Origin of the sequence: Nakamurella flava (assembly GCF_005298075.1) — a bacterium.
Lineage (GTDB): Bacteria > Actinomycetota > Actinomycetes > Mycobacteriales > Nakamurellaceae > Nakamurella > Nakamurella flava.
In genome coordinates this window covers 2,381,098-2,398,545 of record NZ_SZZH01000001.1, presented here as the reverse complement: position 1 = coordinate 2,398,545, position 17,448 = coordinate 2,381,098, and the positions used below count along the sequence as shown (strand labels likewise).

Below are 17,448 nucleotides of genomic sequence, written 5' to 3'. Positions count from 1 at the left end.
CGACCCGGTCGGGAGGTGGGCCCGTGCACCGCGACGTGATCGTGATCGGGGCCTCCGCCGGCGGTGTCGAGGCCCTGAGCACGGTGGTCGGGGGTCTGCCGGCCGACCTGCCCGCCGCCGTTCTGGTGGTGCTGCACACCCCCGCCAATGGGGCCGGCGTGCTGCCGCACATCCTGTCCCGGTCCGGGGCCCTGCCGGCCCGCCACCCGGCCGACCACGAGCCGTTGGGTCGATCGGTCATCTGGGTCGCTGCGCCCGATCACCATCTGGTCGTGCTGGACGGGCACGTCACGTTGACCCGCGGACCCCGCGAGAACGGGCTGCGCCCGGCCGCCGACGTGCTGTTCCGGACGGCGGCGCGGGCCCGGGGGGCCCGGGTGATCGGGGTGGTGCTCTCCGGGGCCCTCGACGACGGGACGGCCGGCCTGACCGCGGTGGTCGGGCGCGGTGGGGTCGCGGTCGTCCAGGACCCGGCCGACGCGCTGTACGAGGGCATGCCGAGCAACGCCCTCGCCGGCGTCCCGGTCGACCACGTCCTCCCGGCGGCCGAGATCCCCGCCCTGCTGCAGCGTCTGTGCCTGGAGGACATCGGCGACCAGGACCCGGTCGTCGCGCGGCGGGTGGACGAGGAGGCGGACGTGGCCCTGATGGACGACGACGCGCGCGCCGAGGTCAGCGGATCAGGTGCTCCGTCGGGCTACTCGTGCCCGGACTGCAGCGGGGTCCTGTGGGAGGTACCCGACGCGACGCTGGTCCGCTACCGCTGCCGGGTCGGCCACGCCTGGTCGGCCGAGGGGCTGCTCGGACAGCAGGCCGAGCAGTTGGACGGGGCCCTCTGGATGGCCCTGCGGGTGCTGGAGGAGAAGGCGGCCCTGGCCGTCACCCTGCGCGACCGGGCCGACGAGCGGGGGAACGCCGTCACCGCCGGGCGTTTCGCCGAGCAGGCGGCGGAGGCGACCGATGCCGCCGGCGTGATCCGGACGTTGATACAGGCCCACCTCGGCGCACCGGAGGGTTCCGCGCCCCACGGGGCCGGACGTGATCGGATCGGGCCATGACCGAGGGTTCGCCACAGGACGAGGGCCGCCGGGCGACGCGCGGCCCGGCCCACCCGGACACGTCGGCCGACGGTGAGGTCGACGAGAGCTTCGAGCGTCTGCTGGATTTCCTGAAGGAGAGCCGGGCGTTCGACTTCACCGGGTACAAGCGGGCCAGCCTGACCCGGCGGGTGCGGCACCAGATGCAACAGGTCGGCGTGCCCACGTTCGACGAGTACCACGACTACCTGCAGGTCCATCCCGACGAATTCACCGCGCTGTTCAACACCATCCTCATCAACGTGACCAGCTTCTTCCGGGACGAGGACGCCTGGGCCCAGCTGATCGGCGACATCGTTCCGGCCCTGCTCGCCGGGTCGGAGGGGCGGCCCATCCGGGTCTGGAGTGCCGGCTGCGCCACCGGGCAGGAGGCGTACAGCCTGGCGATGGTGTTCGCGGAAGCCATGGGCATCAACGACTTCCGGCAGCGCGTGAAGATCTACGCGACCGACGTCGACGAGGAGGCCCTGGCCGTCGCCCGGCAGGCGACCTATCCCGATCGGGAGATGCGGGGCCTGCCGGCGGGATTGCTGGAGAAGTACTTCGAGCCCGTCGGTGGACGTTTCGCCTTCGCCAAGGAACTGCGTCGGAACGTCATCTTCGGCCGCAACGATCTCGTGCAGGACGCGCCCATCTCCCGCATCGACCTGCTGGCCTGCCGCAACGCGCTGATGTACTTCAACGCCGAGACCCAGTCGCGCATCGTGTCCCGGCTCGGGTTCGCCCTCAAGCCGGACGGGGTGCTGTTCCTCGGCAAGGCCGAGATGCTGCTGAACCACACGTCGGTCTTCGAACCCATCGACCTCAAGCGGCGGTTCTTCCGCCGCCTGGTCCGGGCCGATACCGGTCGCGCCGCGGGCGCGCCCACCGGAGCCGGCGGTGGGGAGCGGCGGTCCGACAGCGATACGCAGCTGATCGGTCTGCGGACCGAGGCGTTCCTGGCCAGCCCGGTCGCCCAGCTGGTGATCGACCCGCAGGACCGGCTGGCGCTGGTGAACAACCGGGCCGGGACCCTGCTCGCGCTCGGCGAGCGCGACATCGGCCGCCTGTTCCAGGATCTCGAGGTGTCCTACCGACCGGCGGAACTGCGATCGCAGGTCTCGGCCGCCCGGGACAATCGGACCACCATCTGGCTGCGGGATGTCGAGTGGCATCGCTCGGCCAGCGAGACCCTCATCCTCGACATCCAGGTGGTCCCGTTGACCGACCCCCGGGGACGCCTGCTGGGTACGGCGATCATGCTGAACGACGTCTCCCGTTTCCGCCGGCTCCAGGACGAACTCGAGGCCGCCAACCGGCAGCTGGAGACCGCGTACGAGGAACTGCAGTCGACCAACGAGGAACTCGAGACCACCAACGAGGAGCTGCAGTCGACGGTCGAGGAACTCGAGACCACCAACGAGGAGTTGCAGTCGACCAACGAGGAGCTCGAGACCATGAACGAGGAGCTGCAGTCGATGAACGACGAGCTCCAGTCGACCAACGAGGAGCTGCGCGAACGCACCGGTCAGATCGGCACCCTCAACGACTTCATGGAGTCGGTCCTCGGCAGTCTGCGCGCCGCGGTCATCGTCGTCAGCGCGGAGTTCGTCGTGCAGGTGTGGAACCGGCAGGCCGAGGACCTGTGGGGGTTGCGCGAACACGAGACCGTCGGCCAGCACCTGCTGAACCTCGACAGTGGGCTCCCCACGGAACGTCTCAAGCCCCTGATCCGGGAGGTGCTGGCCGATCCCGCCGCCGTCGCGGAGGTCACGCTCGACGCGATCAACCGGCGGGGACGATCGGTCCGCCTGCACGCGACGGTCACCGCCCTCGTCAACGGCGACGAGCGGTCCTCCGGCGCCCTGATCGTGCTGGAGCACCCGGCGGCGCCCGAGCACGCCGCCGGGTGAGACGAAGCAGACGCCGTCAGCCGGGGCCGGAGCGGGCGAGAGCCTGATCCGCCCGGTGGCGGGCGGCCCGGGCGAACTGCAGTTGGCCGCTGGTCTGCATCAGCTGGGCCGCGACCAGGTGCAGGTGGACCGAACGGCGATTGGCCTCCGCGCTGCGTTGCCGGGCCAGGCCCGCCCAGTGTCGGGCTCGTGTGCTGCTGGTGGACGGCCGGGACGTCCGGCGGGGCGGGGCCGCTTCCGCCCGGTAGGCCACGGGGAAGGTCGGGATCTGCCGATCCATGAACAGCTCGTTCAGCGCCTGGGCGATCAGATTGTGTTCCCGGCCGTCGACCGTGACCTCGGCGTGCATCCGACGGTGCAGCTCGTTCCGATCGGCCCGGCCGCCCACCGCCACGTACCGCCACCAGAGTTCGGCGAGATTGCCGCCGGCCAGGGCGAAACCGTCGGCCAGACCGAATCCCGTGGAGTCGTGGGTCATCGTCATTCCCCCCGTCGGCGGATCGACCGAGAGTGTTCCCGTGGGTCCGGTGTGTCAACCCCGCCGACCGGGATGGCTCAACGACGCGCGTGGCCGACCCGTTCGCCGACCTGGTCCGGGGTCAGCGCCGCCCCGCCGCGCCGGGCGATCTCGGCGGCCATCTCGGCGCGTTGCTCCAGCGCGCACACCGCGACCACCGAACCGGGGGGCAGGTCGGCATCGAGCAGGTGGCGCAGCCCGTGCGCCTCGTCGTCCACGGTCGGCACGTCGACCACCCCGACCTCGGCCGCTCCCGCCCGCCAGACCGCCTCCATTTCACCGGGTTCCCGACCCCGTCGGTACCGGTCCTGGCCGGCGATGACCAGGGTCGCCGTCCGCCGGGCCGCCAACTCGCCCATCGCGTGGATGGCGTCGTCCGTGCGGTCGCCGGCGGTCCCCAGCACCACCCCGAGGACCCCGTCCGGCAGCCGGAACGACTCGGCCACGTCGAGCAGCGACGTCAGGGACGCCTCGTTGTGGGCCAGGTCGAGAATGACGACCGTGCCGTCGGGGCCGCCGAGGCCGTAGACGTTCAGGCGGCCGGCGTTGTGGTCGGCATCGGCGACGAACGACCGGAGACCGGCGCGGACGTCGGCCAGATCGACCCCGACCGCCAGGGCCGCAGCCGTGGCGGCCAGCGCGTTGGCCACGTTCACCCGCGACGTCCCGGACAGGGTGATGGGCACCTCGAGCACCGGGGCGACCGGCACCGGGTCGAGCCCGCGGGCGAGCACCACGATGGTGCCGTCGACCACGGTGATCGCCCGGCCCCCGGCGTCCAGCGCCTCGTCCAGGTGCGGGCAGTCGGGATCGGGGGAGAAGAACCACGGCCGGGCGCGGGTGACCGCGTGCATCGCCCGGACCAGCGGGTCGTCGGCGTTCAGGACGGCCCACCCGCCCGGGCGGGTGATCCGGACGACGACCGACTTCACCTCGGCCAGCTGCTCCAGGGTGTGCACCCCGAGCAGGCCCAGGTGGTCGGCGCTGATGTTGGTGACCACCGAGACGTCGTTGACCGCGGTGCCGACCCCGCGCAGGAGGATGCCGCCGCGGGCGGTCTCGGTGACCGCCACCTGCACCCGCGGGTCGTCGAGCACCCGCGCCGCGCCGCCGGGTCCCGACCAGTCGCCGGTCTCCACGACCTCGCCGTCGATGACGATGCCGTCCGTCGAGGACCACCCCGGGATGCGTCCACCAGTCCTGATCAGGTGTGCGATCAGCCGGGTGGTCGTCGTCTTGCCGTTGGTGCCGGTGACCGCGATCACCGGGATCTCGGGTCGTCGGGGCCGCACCGATTCGCCCGGCTCGGCTCCCCGGACGGCGGCGGTGGCGTCGGCGACCGCGGTGGCGGCCGGGACCCCGTCGCGGGTGATGGCCGTCCACGCCCGCCCGACGGCCGTCCCGAACGTCTCGGCCAGCTGACGGTGCCGGAACGGGAACGCGACCACGACGGTCTCGTCGTCACCGATCCGGGCCACCGCGGCCAGCCGGCCGGTCAGCCCGACCGCCGCCCGCCGCACCAGGGCCGCGGCCAGATCCGCCGCCGCCCGGTGCCGGGCCGGCGAATCGGGGAGACCGACCCCGACCCGCCGCACCCGCAGCGGCTGTTGCCAGGCCAGCACCTCGGCGGCGTCGGCCCGCAGCACGCCGGTGGCGTCGAGTGTCACCGCCACCGCCGGTCGGGTGAAGTACAGATTGGGTCCGGTGAGCACACGGAGGGCCCGGGGTCCGTCCGGGGCCCGGTCCGGCGCGGGGGTGGGCGCGGCCATGCCCTGACCTAACCAGAGCCCGACATCGTGGCGCCCTCGGGGCGAGGACCCGGTCCGCGCGCCGGTCCGGCCCGCTCCGGATCGCTCGTTAGGGTGACGACCCGTGTCCGATTTCGCCGATCCCGCGCTGCTCGGCCGCTACCGGCTGCGCGACCGCATCGGCCGGGGCGGATCGAGCGTGGTGTACCGCGCGGTCGCGGGTCCGGCCCCGGCCGGTTGCCCGGTGGCGGTGAAGATCGCCGACCCCGAGCGCCGCGGGGACGCCGCCACTGCGGACGCCTTCGAGGTGCAGGTCGGGCTCTCGGCCTGCGTCGACCACCCCAACGTGCTCCCGGTGGTGGACAGCGGGGAGGTCGACGGTCGGCCGTTCCTGGTCATGCCGCTCGTCGAGGGGATCGACCTGTCCCGCCGGCTCGCGGCCGCGGAACTGGCGACGACCGCGGCCCTGCGCGTCGTGGGAGCGGTGGCGGCGGGCCTGGACTCCGTCCACGCCGGCGGCGTCCTGCACCTGGACGTCAAACCGGCCAACGTGCTGCTCGGCCGGTTGTGTCGTGCCCCGGGGGTGAGCCGGCCGGTCGACGTCACCGATGCGGTGGTGCTCACCGACTTCGGCTGCGGCGCCCGCGTGCAGGAGGCACCGGCCCCGCCGGACCAGTTCGTCGGGTCGCCCCGGTACGCCGCACCGGAGCGGCTGCTCGGGGCGAGGGTCGGGCCGGCTGCCGATGTCTACTCCCTGACCTGCCTGCTCTACGCGTGCCTGGCCGGTCGCCCGCCGTACGTGGGGGACGTTCCCAGCGTGGTCACCGGACACCTGGGTGGCGTGGCCCCGTCGCTCGCCGCGCTGACCGGTCTGCCGACCGCCCTGGACGAGGTCATCGCGGTCGGGCTGTCCGTCGATCCCGCCGACCGGTTCGCGCGGTGCGCCGATCTCGTCGGGGCGGCCGGGGCGGCGCTGGCCGCCTGATCCCATCCGGGAAGGTGATCGGCTTTCTTGCACTCGACCCGGTCGAGTGCCAGACTCGGGGTTGGCACTCGGGTACCCTGAGTGCCAGGTCGGTGCGGTGAGAAGCCGCTCGGTCGGGCCACCTGACGGTCCGGCCGCAGCTTCGTCCGTCGCGGGCATCGCCGCCGGCAGCACATACGCCACAAGCTCGGAGGATGCACACCTCATGGCCAAGCTGATCGCTTTCGACGAGGAAGCGCGTCGCGGCCTCGAGCGGGGGATGAACACCCTCGCCGACGCCGTGCGGGTGACGTTGGGGCCGCGCGGCCGCAACGTCGTCCTGGAGAAGAAGTGGGGCGCGCCCACCATCACCAACGATGGTGTGTCGATCGCCAAGGAGATCGAGCTCGACGATCCGTACGAGAAGATCGGTGCCGAGCTCGTCAAGGAAGTTGCCAAGAAGACCGACGACGTCGCCGGTGACGGCACCACGACCGCCACGGTCCTGGCCCAGGCGCTGGTGCGCGAAGGGCTGCGCAACGTCGCCGCCGGTGCCAACCCGATGGCCCTGAAGAAGGGCATCGAGAAGGCTGTCGAGGCCATCAGCCAGCAGCTGCTGTCCGACGCCAAGGAGGTCGAGACCAAGGAGCAGATCGCGGCTACCGCCTCGATCTCCGCCGCTGACCCGGCCATCGGCGAGCTCATCGCCGAGGCCATGGACAAGGTCGGCAAGGAAGGTGTCATCACCGTCGAGGAGAGCAACACCTTCGGCCTCGAGCTCGAGCTCACCGAGGGCATGCGCTTCGACAAGGGCTACATCTCCCTGTACTTCGCCACCGACCAGGAGCGTCAGGAAGCCGTCCTGGAGGACCCCTACATCCTCCTGTACGGCTCGAAGATCTCCACGGTCAAGGACCTGCTGCCGCTGCTGGAGAAGATCATCCAGTCCGGCAAGTCGCTCCTGATCATCGCCGAGGACGTCGACGGCGAAGCGCTGGCCACCCTGGTGGTCAACAAGATCCGCGGCACCTTCAAGTCCGTCGCCGTCAAGGCCCCGGGCTTCGGCGACCGTCGCAAGGCCATGCTGCAGGACATCGCGATCCTGACCGGTGGCCAGGTCATCACCGAGGACGTCGGCCTCAAGCTCGAGAACACCGACATCTCCCTGCTGGGCACCGCCCGCAAGGTCGTCGTGACCAAGGACGAGACCACCATCGTCGACGGTGCCGGTGACGCCGAGCAGATCGCCGGCCGCGTGGCCCAGATCCGCTCCGAGATCGACAAGAGCGACTCCGACTACGACCGCGAGAAGCTGCAGGAGCGCCTGGCCAAGCTGGCCGGCGGTGTTGCGGTCATCAAGGCGGGCGCGGCCACCGAGGTCGAGCTCAAGGAGCGCAAGCACCGCATCGAGGACGCCGTTCGCAACGCGAAGGCGGCCGTCGAGGAGGGCATCGTCGCGGGCGGTGGCGTCGGGCTGCTGCAGGCCGGCACCAAGGCTCTCGCCGATCTGTCGCTGACCGGCGACGAGGCCACCGGGGCGAACATCGTCAAGGTCGCCATCGAGGCTCCGCTCAAGCAGATCGCGATCAACGCCGGTCTCGAAGGCGGCGTCGTGGCGGAGAAGGTCAAGAACCTGCCCTCGGGCGAGGGTCTGGACGCCGCCACCGGCGAGTACAAGGACCTGCTCAAGGCCGGCATCATCGACCCGGCCAAGGTCACCCGCTCCGCCCTGCAGAACGCTGCGTCCATCGCCGCGCTGTTCCTGACCACCGAAGCCGTGGTCGCGGACAAGCCGGAGAAGGCCGCTGCCCCGGCCGGGGGCGGCATGCCCGGTGGGGACATGGACTTCTGAGTCCTGCTCCTGCTTGATCTGTTCCATCCGAAGGGCGGTCCCGCAAGGGGCCGCCCTTCGGCGTTCGTCGTGTTCCTGGGTCGAGTGGTGCTGAACGGTCGCAACCACCTGATCCGGATACCCGGTGATGTCCTGCCAGGTGAAGCGCAGGACGGTCCAACCGGCTTCGACGAAGAGGTTCTGTCGGTGCCGATCGTCCTGAAACCGCTCGTGATCGGTGTGCCAGGCGAACCCGTCGACTTCGACGATGAGCGGGACGTCGTCGAACAGGACGTCGGCCACCCTGGTCTCGTTTCTCCCACCGGCCGTCAGGGTGACCGACGCGTTGCCTCGCCAGCCCACGATTCCCGACCGACGGAGACGGCGGTGCGGAAGCCTTTCCGCCTTCGAGATCCCGCCGTCGGCTGCTGCCCGAAGAATCTGCCCGGCCCTTCCCGATCCCGGTCGTCGGCCCATGGCCAGAGCAGCCTCCTGCACCATCGCGACATCGACGCGGTGCCGGCGGACCGCTTCGTCCAGAAGTTCCGCCCCGCACGCAGCGATCGATTGCACGAGGGCGTACTCGGTGCGGACGGTCCAGATGCCGTCCCACCGGATGCACCACTCCTCGGCGAGCTGGAGCCGGCGAGCGACGACAGGTGGGAGTCCGTGCGGGACGGTGGGTGGATTTCGCAAACATCTCGGGGCGCCACTTCGATGCGGGCCGGGGTCACGCTCGTCCGCCTCTGCCACTGCAAAGCGGTCACGCCCAGCAGGACCGCATCGGCCCCGGCCCAGAGCGCCGCCGCCCGTGTCCAGCGGCGACCGGTGAGCTCGGCTGCCGCCGTGAGGTAGACCCTCGGCAGAACGGATGACCACCGGCCGTGCCTCAGGCAACTGTCGAGCTGGGTCCTCGTCATTCCGCCGTCGAGCACTTGAGCCCGCGTGACGAGCCCATCCTGGCGTCGTGCGAGAGAGATGACGGGTGGGGGAACGGGACGGCTGGCCGGCGGCATGGGCTGAGCGTCACGTGGGCGAACAGCACATTCCAGCCCGTGACCTGGAATGTGAATGACGGTCCGGAATGGGGATGACAGCTGCAGGTGCAGGTGCGCCACCGGCGGAAGTCGAACCGCGTCTAGCGTGGGGGCATGCAGACCCGCACCCTCGGACCTTTCACCGTCTCCGCGATCGGGCTCGGCGGTATGCCGATGTCGATGAACAACGACAACAAGCTGCCCGACGAGCAGGACGCGTTCGCCACCATCCACGCCGCGCTGGACGCCGGCGTCACGTTCATCGACACCGCCGATATCTACGCCCCGTCGTGGGACACCATGGGGCACAACGAGGTGCTCATCGGCAAGGCCCTGAAGGCCTACGGCGGCAGCCTGGACGGCGTGGTCGTCGGCACGAAGGGCGGTATCACCCGTGGCGAGGGGGAGACGTGGGGGCGGGACGGTTCGCTGGCCTACCTCCGGCAGGCGGTGGAGAAGTCGCTCCGCAACCTCGGGGTGGAGCAGATCGACCTGTACCAGTGGCACCGTCCGGACCGCTGGAAGGTCTACGGCGAGGTCATCGGCCACTTCAAGACCCTCCAGGACGAGGGCAAGATCCGGGCCATCGGCATCTCGAACGCCAACGTCGAGGAGATCGAGGTCGCGGTCGAGGTGCTCGGCGAGGGTGGCCTCGCCAGCGTGCAGAACGAGTTCTCCCCGCGGTTCCGCAGCAGCCAGGACGAGCTGGACTTCTGCGGCGAGCACGGCATCGCGTTCCTGCCCTGGAGCCCACTCGGTGGCACCGGCGGTGGCGGACGTGAGGTGGGGCAACGGTTCCCGGCGTTCGCCGAGATCGCGCAGGCCCACGGCGTCAGCCCACAGCAGGTCGTGCTGGCCTGGGAGCTGTCGTTGGGTGGGCACGTCATCCCGATTCCCGGGGCCCGCCGCCCGGCGTCCATCGTCGACTCCGCGCAGGCCACCCACCTGCAGCTGAGCGAGGAGGAGCTGGCCCGCTGCTCGGCCTCCTGACCCCTATCGGATCGGTAACCGCGGCGTTACCATTTGCGGCGTGGACGTGTTCACGGCAATGGCCGATCCGGTGCGGCGGGCCGTGTTGTTCCTTCTGCGCTCCGGCCCGAAGCGGGTCGTCGACCTCACCGCGGAGTTGACGGACGACGTGGCGGCCGCGGGCGGCATCAGCCGACCCGCGGTCAGTCGTCATCTGCGGGTGCTGGGCCAGGCCGGTCTGGTGACCGCCGAGGACCGCGGTCGGGAGCGGCACTACCGGCTCACTCCCGACGGGCTGCTGCCAGTCCGGGCATTCATTGCCGCCCTGACTGCGGATCCACCCATCGCGGCCCACCTGCTCGACGGCCTCGAACTGGAGGTGCGTCGCACGGTCCGCGAGCACCGGGCCGGCGTCCACACCACCGCGCACGCCCAGGAGGACACCGCATGAGAATCACCGGACGCCGCGAGAACCGGGACGGACAGGAGGTTCTCGTGCTGACGCGGAAGTTCCGCGCCGGCATCGAGGACGTGTGGGCCGCCGTCAGCGACCCCGATCGCATGCGGCGCTGGATCGGCACGTGGAGCGGGGACCCTGCGGCCGGGTCGATCGCGTTCCGGATGACGGCCGAGGGCGACGACGTTCCGGAGGAGGTCTACGACATCGAGAGCTGCGAGCCGCCAGGGCGTTTCGCTGTTCGGAGTCGAGCGGCCGCCCCGTTCAGCGAGGACGGCTCGGGTGAACGCGTGCACTGGGCGTTGCGGGTCGACCTCGTCGAGAAGGACGGCGTCACCACCCTCACGTTCGTGCAGGCGCTGGCCGACGGGCCGCTGGGCCCGGACATGGTCGCCAGCGTCGGACCGGGCTGGGAGTACTACCTGGACCGGTTGGTCGCGGCGATGGACGGCACCGATGTCGACGCGGTGGCCTGGAGCGACTACGAGTCCGGCTCCGCCGCCTACCGGGCGCTGTTCACTGACTGACGGAAGGACCGCAGCCGCAGGAGGTCCGATGATGGAAGGCGACCGGTAGCCGGTCCCGCACGATCTCGGCGTCCGGCTCGGCGATGCGGCGCAGCAGCAGTTCGACAGCCCGGGTGGCCATCCCGGTCAGGTCCTGCTCCATCGCCGTCAGGCTCGGGGTGGCGATGTCGGCCCATTCGAAGTCGTCGTAGCAGACCACGGCGACGTCCTCCGGAACCTGCAGGCCGAGATCCTTGAGCCCGCTCAGGGTCCCGATCGTCATGACGTTGTTGGTGCTCACCACCGCCGTCGGTCGATCCGGCCGGGAGAACAACTGGACGATGCCCTCGCGGGTCGTCGCCACCTCCGACTCACCCCGCACGACGAGGGCGGGGTCGGCGTCGAGACCGAGCCGGGTGACCGCCTGCCGGTACCCGGCGAGCCGGTCCCCGGTGGTGGACAGCTCGGGATGACCGGCCACCACGGCGATCCGGCGATGGCCGCGGTCGGCTAGGTGGGTGGTGAGAGTAGCGACAGCGCTGACGCTCTCGGACGCCACCTGGTCACAGTCCGCGTCGGCGAAGCGGTCGAGCAGGACCATGGGCAGACGCGGGGGAGGGCGGAGGGTGGTGAGGGCCGGGGCCAGGATGACGCCGTCCGCCCGCAGGTCCAGCAGATGCTCCACGACCCGGTGCTCCATACCGGGGTCATCGCGGGTGTTGTGCAGCACGACGGAGTAGCCGTGTTCGGCGAGCAGGCGCTCCATGACGTCGACCAGCACGGGGAAGGTCGAGTTGCCGGTGATGGGCACGCAGATCCCGGCGATCATCGTGCGCGCGGTGGCCAGGGCGCGCGCCACCGTGTTGCGGCGGTAGCCGAGCTCGTCGATGGCCGACCGGACCTGCTGCTCGGTCTGGCCGTTGACCGCGCGGGTGCCGTTGAGCACGTGCGACACCGTCGTCACCGAGACGCCCGCGGCGCGCGCGACGTCGGCCATCGACGGTGGTCTGCTCATGGTCACGAAATGGTCATACGTGGCCGCAAGCGGTTGCGCAAGCGCTTGCGTCCTCCTAACGTGTCGCCCACGGGTCGTGACCCGGATCACCGCTTTGGCCGAAGGAGTCCACATGCGTTCGTCTGTCCCCGTCTCTTCCTCCCGCTGGAGCCGCCCTCTGCTGGCCGGCTCGCTGGGTCTGGCGCTGCTGGGTGCAGCCGCCTGCGGCGGCGGGAGCGGTACCGCCGCCTCCTCCGCCACGAGCGCGGCCGGCGCCGCCACCAGCGCCGCCGCGTCCGCCGTCTCGTCGGCCACCTCCGCGGCCGGCGGATCGTCCTCGTCGGCGGCGTCCTCGTCGACGGCCGGCGGCAGCTCCGCGGCGGTCGACCCGACCCGCGGGCAGGGCGTCAAGATCGGCATCGTCACCAAGACCGACTCCAACCCGTTCTTCGTCAAGCTCCGCGAGGGAGCGAAGGCCCGCGCCGAGGCGCAGGGCGCCGAGGTCATCGCGCTGGCCGGCAAGTTCGACGGTGACAACGAGGGCCAGGTCGCCGCCATCGAGAACCTGGTCAGCCAGGGCGTGCAGGGCATCCTCGTCACCCCCAACTCCTCGTCGGGTCTGCTGAACGCGATCTCCCAGGCCCGTGACGCGGGCATCGTCGTCATCGCCCTGGACACCGCGACCGATCCGGCCGACGCGGTCGACGCGACGTTCGCGACCGACAACACCAAGGCCGGCGAGCTGCAGGGCGAGTGGGTCAAGGCGACCCTGGGCAGCACCGCTCCCAAGGTCCTGATGCTGGACGGCACCCCGGGCGGCACCGTCGACACCTTCCGCCACAACGGCTTCCTCACCGGCATGGGTCTGACCGACGACAGCCCGGAGATCCTGGGCAAGGAGAACACCAACGGCGACCAGACCAAGGCGCAGACCGCGATGGAGAACCTGCTCCAGCGCGCGCCCGAGGCCAACGCGCTGTACACGATCAACGAGCCGGCCGCGGCCGGTGGCTACGAGGCCATCAAGGCCGCCGGTCTGGAGAGCCAGATCACCATCGGGTCGATCGACGGCAGCTGCACAGGCGTCAAGAACGTCAAGGACGGCGTGATCGGCGCGACCGTCATGCAGTTCCCGGCCAAGATGGCCGAGGGCGGCGTCGACGCCGTCATCGCCTTCGCCAAGGACGGCACCAAGCCCAGCGGCTTCAACGACACCGGTTCGCAGCTGATCACCGACAAGCCGGCCAGTGGCGTCGACTCCAAGGACACCGCCTGGGGTGCCGAGAACTGCTGGGGCTGATCGTCCCCGACCCGTCGGCGTCGATCGCCGACCGCGCCCGGCCGGGGTGGACACCCACCCCGGCCGGCCGCACCCCGCTGACCCCTCTCGACCACCTCACTGACACCCCCCGTGCAAGGAGGGACCCGTGACCGCACCCGGCCCGTCCCCGACCATGGCGAAAGCGCCACCGCAGCGACGGTTCTCGTTCAGTTCGATCGTCCGTCAGCCGCTGCTGGGGCCGCTCGCGGCGCTGCTGCTGGCCGTCATCGTCTTCAGCCTCATCACGGACTCGTTCTTGCGGCCGCAGAACCTGTCCCTCATCCTCCAGCAGTCGGTCGTCATCGGGATCCTGGCCGTCGGCCAGACCCTGGTCATCCTCACCGGCGGTATCGACCTGTCGATCGGCGCGGTCGCGGTGCTCGGCACCATCGTCATGGCCAAGGTGGCCGGCGCCTCGGGTGCGGTCACCGCCCTGCTGGTGGTGCTGGTGGTGTGTGCGTTCGCCGGCCTGATCAACGGCACACTGGTCACCGCACTGCAACTACCACCGTTCATCGTCACCCTGGGCACCTTCACCATCCTGTATTCGGCCACCCAGCTGCTGGCCGGTTCGGCGACCTATCAGGTCGAGCAGGGGCCGCTGACGTTCCTCGGGAAGACCTTCAAGATCGGCACTTTCACCACCACCTACGGCGTCGTGGTGATGCTGCTGGTCTATGTCGTCGCCTGGTACGCACTGACCCAGACCGCCGGCGGCCGGCACGTCTACGCCGTCGGCGGCAGCCCGGAGTCGGCGCGCCTGTCCGGCATCAAGAGCCCGCGGGTGCTGCTGAGCGTCTACCTGATCACCGGTGTCATCGCCGCGATCGCCGCGTGGGCGGCTCTGGGTCGGATCCCGAACGCGGACCCGAACGCCTACCAGAACGCCAATCTCGAGACGATCACCGCGGTCGTCATCGGCGGCACCAGCCTGTTCGGTGGCCGGGGCAGTGTCATCGGGACCCTGATCGGAACGCTCATCGTCGGGGTCCTGCGCAACGGTCTGACCCAGGCCGGGGTCGACAACCTCTACCAGAACATCGCGACCGGCGTCCTGGTCATCCTCGCGGTGACCCTGGACCAGGTGGCGCGCAGGAGGAACCGATGAACGCGCCGGTCGATCAGCCGCCGGCCGACCGGCCCACGGCCGGTCAGGCGCCGGTGCTCGAGGCCCGCGGCCTGGTCAAGCGGTACGGCAGCGTCACCGCCATCAACGGGGCCGATTTCGAACTCCGGCCGGCCGAGGTGCTGGCCGTCATCGGCGACAACGGCGCCGGAAAATCCAGTCTCATCAAGGTGCTCGCCGGTGCGGTGGTCCCGGATTCCGGCCAGCTGCTGATGAGTGGCGAACCGGTCCATTTCCGCAACACCCGGGACGCCCGGGCCCACGGGATCGAGACCGTCTACCAGGATCTCGCCGTCATCCCCGCCCTGGACATCGCCAGCAACGTCTTTCTCGGCCGCGAGGTCCGGCGCAAGGGCCTCGCCGGCAAGCTCTTCCGGCGCCTGGACATGCCGGAGATGCGTCGGCAGTCCTCGGAGCACCTGGCCGATCTCAAGATCGGGATCAAGTCGGTCAACCAGGCGGTGGAGACACTCTCCGGCGGCCAGCGGCAGGGGGTGGCCGTGGTCCGTTCGGCCGCGTTCGGGCGCCGGGTCATCATCATGGACGAGCCGACGGCCGCCCTGGGGGTCCGGGAGTCCGGCATGGTGGTCGACCTCATCAAGCAGATCCGCGACCGCGGCATCCCCGTGGTGCTGATCAGCCACGACATGCCGCACGTCTTCGAGGTCGCGGACCGGATCCACGTGCACCGGCTGGGCCAGCGCGCCGCAGTGGTCCGGCCCGGTGAACGCAGCATGTCGGACGTCGTCGCGTTGATGACCGGCGCCACCGAGCCGACCGAGCAGGAACGGGCCGGTGGCTCCTGAGCCGGTCCGGGGCACGTTCGTCGGGCTGGCCACTCTCGATGTGGTGCAACGGGTCTCGCGCCCACCCGGGCCGAACGAGAAGGTCACGGCCCTGCGCCAGGACATCGCCGCCGGTGGTCCGGCGGCCAATGCCGCGGTGGTCTTCGCGGCGCTGGGTGGGCGCGCCCGGCTGGTGACCGCACTGGGCCGGTCGTCGGGGGCCGGCCTGGTGCGGTCCGATCTGGAACGCAACGGCGTCGAGATCGTCGATCTGACGCCGCACCGGGACGCCCCGGTGTCGATCTCGTCGATCACCGTGGTCGATGCGACCGGCGAGCGATCCGTGGTGTCCCCCGACGCCGGGACCGAGACGGTCCCGGCGCCGTCGGACCCGATGCCGCTCGTCGGGGACGCCGATGTCGTGCTCATCGACGGGCACCACCCCGCGGTCGCGCTGGCGACCGCGCGGGCGGCGAGGGCTGCGAACCTCCCTGTCGTCGTCGACGCCGGCCGATGGAAGCCGGTGATGGCGGACCTGCTGCCGCTGGCCGACGACGTGGTGTGTTCGGCCGACTTCCGGTGGCCGGGCACCGCGGACCCGTCCACGTCCGCACAGACCATTCGGGTGTCCGCCGGGGCCCGACTGGTCGCCGTCACCCGGGGCCCGTCACCGGTCCTGTGGTGGGAGGGCGAGGACGCCGGTGAGGTGGCGGTGCCGGCCGTGACCGCGGTCGACACACTCGGCGCGGGCGACGCCTTCCACGGGGCCTACGCCTGGTGGCGGACGCAGCCCGGCCGGTCCGCCGCCGACCGCCTGGGCCGGGCCGCCGTGGTGGCCGCCCGGCGCTGCGCGAGCATCGGTCCACGGGCCTGGCTGGCCGACCTGCCTGTCCCGGACGGCGGCGCGGGATGATCACGACGAAGTTGGAACGAGCTGGAACGAGAAGGAGCGACACAGTGAGCGTGCCGGCCGAGACGGTGGTCGTGGACCACACGGTGGCGGAACTGGTGGAACGGGCGCGGGCGCTGGCCATCCCCGGTGACCGCCACATCCTGGGTATCACCGGTGCCCCCGGGGCCGGGAAGTCGACGCTCGCCGCGGCGATCGTCGAGCAGCTGGGCCCGGATCTGGCCGTGCTGGTGCCGATGGACGGCTACCACCTGGCCAATGTCGTGCTGCACGCCCTGGGCCGTCGTGACCGCAAGGGCGCGCACGACACCTTCGACGACGCGGGCTACACGCACCTGCTCGAGCGCCTGCACCGGTCGCGGGTCGCCCCCGGGCAACCCGGCGCCGACGAGATCGTCTACGCGCCCGAGTTCCGGCGGGAGATCGAGGAGCCCATCGGGTCGGCGCTGCCGGTGCGGCCCGATGTCCCGTTGGTCGTCACCGAGGGCAACTACCTGCTCCTGGACCGCGACACCTGGCCGCGGGCCCGTGCCTGTGTCGACGAGGTGTGGTTCCTGGCGCCGGACGAGGACCTGCGGCACGACCGGTTGATCCGGCGCCACGAGGCGTTCGGGAAGTCCCCGCAGGACGCCCGGCAGTGGGCCCTCGGCACGGACCAGCGCAACGCCGACCTGATCGCCGCGGGGGCCGACCGGGCCGATCTGGTGGTCCGTATCCGCTGACGGGATCCGCCATTCAGAACAGGTGCGTGCCGACCGGGGTCTCAAGGTCGAGCAGGAAGCGTTTACGGTGCAGGCCTCCGGCGAAGCCGGTGAGCCCGCCGTCCGCGCCGACCACCCGGTGGCAGGGCACCACGATGCTGATCGGGTTGTGGCCGACGGACTGGCCGACTCGTTGGGCCAGGTTCCGGTTGCCCAGCCGCTCGGCGAGGTCGCCGTACGTCGTGGTGTGACCGAACGGGATGGCGCACAGCAGATCCCAGACCGCCCGGTCGAAGGCGGACCCCACCGGCGCCAGCGTGAGGTCGAACCGGGAGCGACGTCCGTCGAAGTACTCGGCCAGCTGTTCGGTGACGGCCGCCGCCACGTCATCGCCGGTACTGGCCGCGCCGAGTGAGCCGTCGGCCGGCGGGTAGCGATGCTGGGGGAAGTACAGACCGGTGACGGCCGGGCCGTCGGTCAGCAGCAGGAGATCGCCGAGCGGGGTCGCGATGGTGGTGTGGCGTGCGGTCATCCGGTGATCCCTTCGTCAGGACGATCCTGCCGCAGGGGTGGGTCGTCGCGTGACGGGTAGT

General features: G+C 71.1%; 16 protein-coding genes and 1 pseudogene. 12 read left to right on the top strand and 5 right to left on the bottom strand.

Annotated features, from left to right (window positions below; translation table 11 throughout):
• Positions 1 to 23: 23 nt before the first annotated feature.
• Both FDO65_RS10845 and FDO65_RS10840 read left to right on the top strand, forming a co-directional pair.
• The gene (locus FDO65_RS10845) at positions 24 to 1,058 is read left to right on the top strand and encodes a chemotaxis protein CheB (protein ID WP_137449296.1); all 1,035 of its coding nucleotides are present in this window, start codon (positions 24 to 26) and stop codon (positions 1,056 to 1,058) included.
• A complete protein-coding gene (locus FDO65_RS10840; protein WP_137449295.1) occupies positions 1,055 to 2,989 on the top strand; it encodes a CheR family methyltransferase in 1,935 nt (644 codons plus the stop codon). Before FDO65_RS10845 ends, FDO65_RS10840 begins: the two co-directional genes overlap by 4 nt.
• Before the next feature lie 16 nt (positions 2,990 to 3,005).
• Here FDO65_RS10840 and FDO65_RS10835 read toward each other — a convergent pair whose 3' ends face one another.
• Together FDO65_RS10835 and FDO65_RS10830 are read right to left on the bottom strand one after the other, a co-directional pair.
• Complete coding sequence (locus FDO65_RS10835; RefSeq protein WP_137449294.1) at positions 3,006 to 3,467, bottom strand: hypothetical protein; 462 nt, start codon at positions 3,465 to 3,467, stop codon at positions 3,006 to 3,008.
• A gap of 77 nt (positions 3,468 to 3,544) precedes the next feature.
• Positions 3,545 to 5,275 (bottom strand): Mur ligase family protein, encoded by a 1,731-nt coding sequence (locus FDO65_RS10830; protein ID WP_137449293.1) that lies wholly within the window; start codon positions 5,273 to 5,275, stop codon positions 3,545 to 3,547.
• Positions 5,276 to 5,378: 103 nt separating this feature from the next.
• Between FDO65_RS10830 and FDO65_RS10825 the strand changes: the two genes are divergently transcribed.
• Positions 5,379 to 6,239 (top strand): serine/threonine-protein kinase, encoded by an 861-nt coding sequence (locus FDO65_RS10825; protein WP_137449292.1) that lies wholly within the window; start codon positions 5,379 to 5,381, stop codon positions 6,237 to 6,239.
• A gap of 205 nt (positions 6,240 to 6,444) precedes the next feature.
• A complete protein-coding gene (gene groL / locus FDO65_RS10820) occupies positions 6,445 to 8,070 on the top strand; it encodes a chaperonin GroEL (protein ID WP_137449291.1) in 1,626 nt (541 codons plus the stop codon).
• A 99-nt stretch (positions 8,071 to 8,169) separates the two neighbouring features.
• Here the strand turns inward: groL and FDO65_RS23315 are convergent.
• Positions 8,170 to 8,526, bottom strand: a pseudogene (locus tag FDO65_RS23315) (endonuclease domain-containing protein); the annotation flags it as partial.
• 674 nt (positions 8,527 to 9,200) lie between these two features.
• Here FDO65_RS23315 and FDO65_RS10810 point away from each other — a divergent pair.
• From FDO65_RS10810 to FDO65_RS10800, 3 genes are read left to right on the top strand one after another with little or no spacing between them, the layout of a single operon-like run.
• Positions 9,201 to 10,076, top strand: coding sequence for an aldo/keto reductase (locus FDO65_RS10810; protein WP_137449290.1), 876 nt, complete (start codon positions 9,201 to 9,203; stop codon positions 10,074 to 10,076).
• 40 nt (positions 10,077 to 10,116) lie between these two features.
• Positions 10,117 to 10,506 (top strand): ArsR/SmtB family transcription factor, encoded by a 390-nt coding sequence (locus tag FDO65_RS10805; RefSeq protein ID WP_137449289.1) that lies wholly within the window; start codon positions 10,117 to 10,119, stop codon positions 10,504 to 10,506.
• A complete protein-coding gene (locus FDO65_RS10800) occupies positions 10,503 to 11,039 on the top strand; it encodes an SRPBCC domain-containing protein (RefSeq protein WP_137449288.1) in 537 nt (178 codons plus the stop codon). Before FDO65_RS10805 ends, FDO65_RS10800 begins: the two co-directional genes overlap by 4 nt.
• Here FDO65_RS10800 and FDO65_RS10795 read toward each other — a convergent pair.
• On the bottom strand, positions 11,029 to 12,033 hold the full coding sequence (locus FDO65_RS10795) for a LacI family DNA-binding transcriptional regulator (RefSeq protein ID WP_137449287.1): 1,005 nt from the start codon (positions 12,031 to 12,033) through the stop codon (positions 11,029 to 11,031). The genes FDO65_RS10800 and FDO65_RS10795 overlap by 11 nt on opposite strands.
• A gap of 112 nt (positions 12,034 to 12,145) precedes the next feature.
• On the opposite strand from FDO65_RS10795, the gene FDO65_RS10790 reads away from it, so the two are divergent.
• From FDO65_RS10790 to FDO65_RS10770, 5 genes are all read left to right on the top strand, one after another.
• On the top strand, positions 12,146 to 13,312 hold the full coding sequence (locus tag FDO65_RS10790; protein ID WP_137449286.1) for a substrate-binding domain-containing protein: 1,167 nt from the start codon (positions 12,146 to 12,148) through the stop codon (positions 13,310 to 13,312).
• A 154-nt stretch (positions 13,313 to 13,466) separates the two neighbouring features.
• Entirely contained in the window at positions 13,467 to 14,441 is a 975-nt protein-coding gene (locus tag FDO65_RS10785; RefSeq protein WP_137449755.1) for an ABC transporter permease, read from the top strand.
• Positions 14,438 to 15,265: an ATP-binding cassette domain-containing protein gene (locus tag FDO65_RS10780; protein WP_137449285.1), complete on the top strand. Its 828-nt coding sequence runs from the start codon at positions 14,438 to 14,440 to the stop codon at positions 15,263 to 15,265. The genes FDO65_RS10785 and FDO65_RS10780 overlap by 4 nt, the downstream gene beginning before the upstream one ends.
• Positions 15,255 to 16,157, top strand: coding sequence for a PfkB family carbohydrate kinase (locus FDO65_RS10775; RefSeq protein WP_137449284.1), 903 nt, complete (start codon positions 15,255 to 15,257; stop codon positions 16,155 to 16,157). The genes FDO65_RS10780 and FDO65_RS10775 overlap by 11 nt, the downstream gene beginning before the upstream one ends.
• Positions 16,158 to 16,207: 50 nt before the next feature.
• Positions 16,208 to 16,876, top strand: coding sequence for a nucleoside/nucleotide kinase family protein (locus tag FDO65_RS10770; protein WP_420847534.1), 669 nt, complete (start codon positions 16,208 to 16,210; stop codon positions 16,874 to 16,876).
• A 13-nt stretch (positions 16,877 to 16,889) separates the two neighbouring features.
• On the opposite strand, the gene FDO65_RS10765 is transcribed toward FDO65_RS10770, so the two are convergent.
• Positions 16,890 to 17,387, bottom strand: coding sequence for a methylated-DNA--[protein]-cysteine S-methyltransferase (locus FDO65_RS10765; RefSeq protein WP_137449282.1), 498 nt, complete (start codon positions 17,385 to 17,387; stop codon positions 16,890 to 16,892).
• Positions 17,388 to 17,448: the final 61 nt, after the last annotated feature.

Coding starts and splice junctions, on each gene's coding strand:
- groL (WP_137449291.1), top strand. CDS start 6,445: ATGGCCAAGCTGATCGCTTTCGACGAGGAAGCGCGTCGCGGCCTCGAG.
- FDO65_RS10795 (WP_137449287.1), bottom strand. CDS start 12,033: ATGAGCAGACCACCGTCGATGGCCGACGTCGCGCGCGCCGCGGGCGTC.
- FDO65_RS10790 (WP_137449286.1), top strand. CDS start 12,146: ATGCGTTCGTCTGTCCCCGTCTCTTCCTCCCGCTGGAGCCGCCCTCTG.
- FDO65_RS10840 (WP_137449295.1), top strand. CDS start 1,055: ATGACCGAGGGTTCGCCACAGGACGAGGGCCGCCGGGCGACGCGCGGC.
- FDO65_RS10780 (WP_137449285.1), top strand. CDS start 14,438: ATGAACGCGCCGGTCGATCAGCCGCCGGCCGACCGGCCCACGGCCGGT.
- FDO65_RS10830 (WP_137449293.1), bottom strand. CDS start 5,275: ATGGCCGCGCCCACCCCCGCGCCGGACCGGGCCCCGGACGGACCCCGG.
- FDO65_RS10785 (WP_137449755.1), top strand. CDS start 13,467: ATGGCGAAAGCGCCACCGCAGCGACGGTTCTCGTTCAGTTCGATCGTC.
- FDO65_RS10800 (WP_137449288.1), top strand. CDS start 10,503: ATGAGAATCACCGGACGCCGCGAGAACCGGGACGGACAGGAGGTTCTC.
- FDO65_RS10765 (WP_137449282.1), bottom strand. CDS start 17,387: ATGACCGCACGCCACACCACCATCGCGACCCCGCTCGGCGATCTCCTG.
- FDO65_RS10835 (WP_137449294.1), bottom strand. CDS start 3,467: ATGACCCACGACTCCACGGGATTCGGTCTGGCCGACGGTTTCGCCCTG.
- FDO65_RS10810 (WP_137449290.1), top strand. CDS start 9,201: ATGCAGACCCGCACCCTCGGACCTTTCACCGTCTCCGCGATCGGGCTC.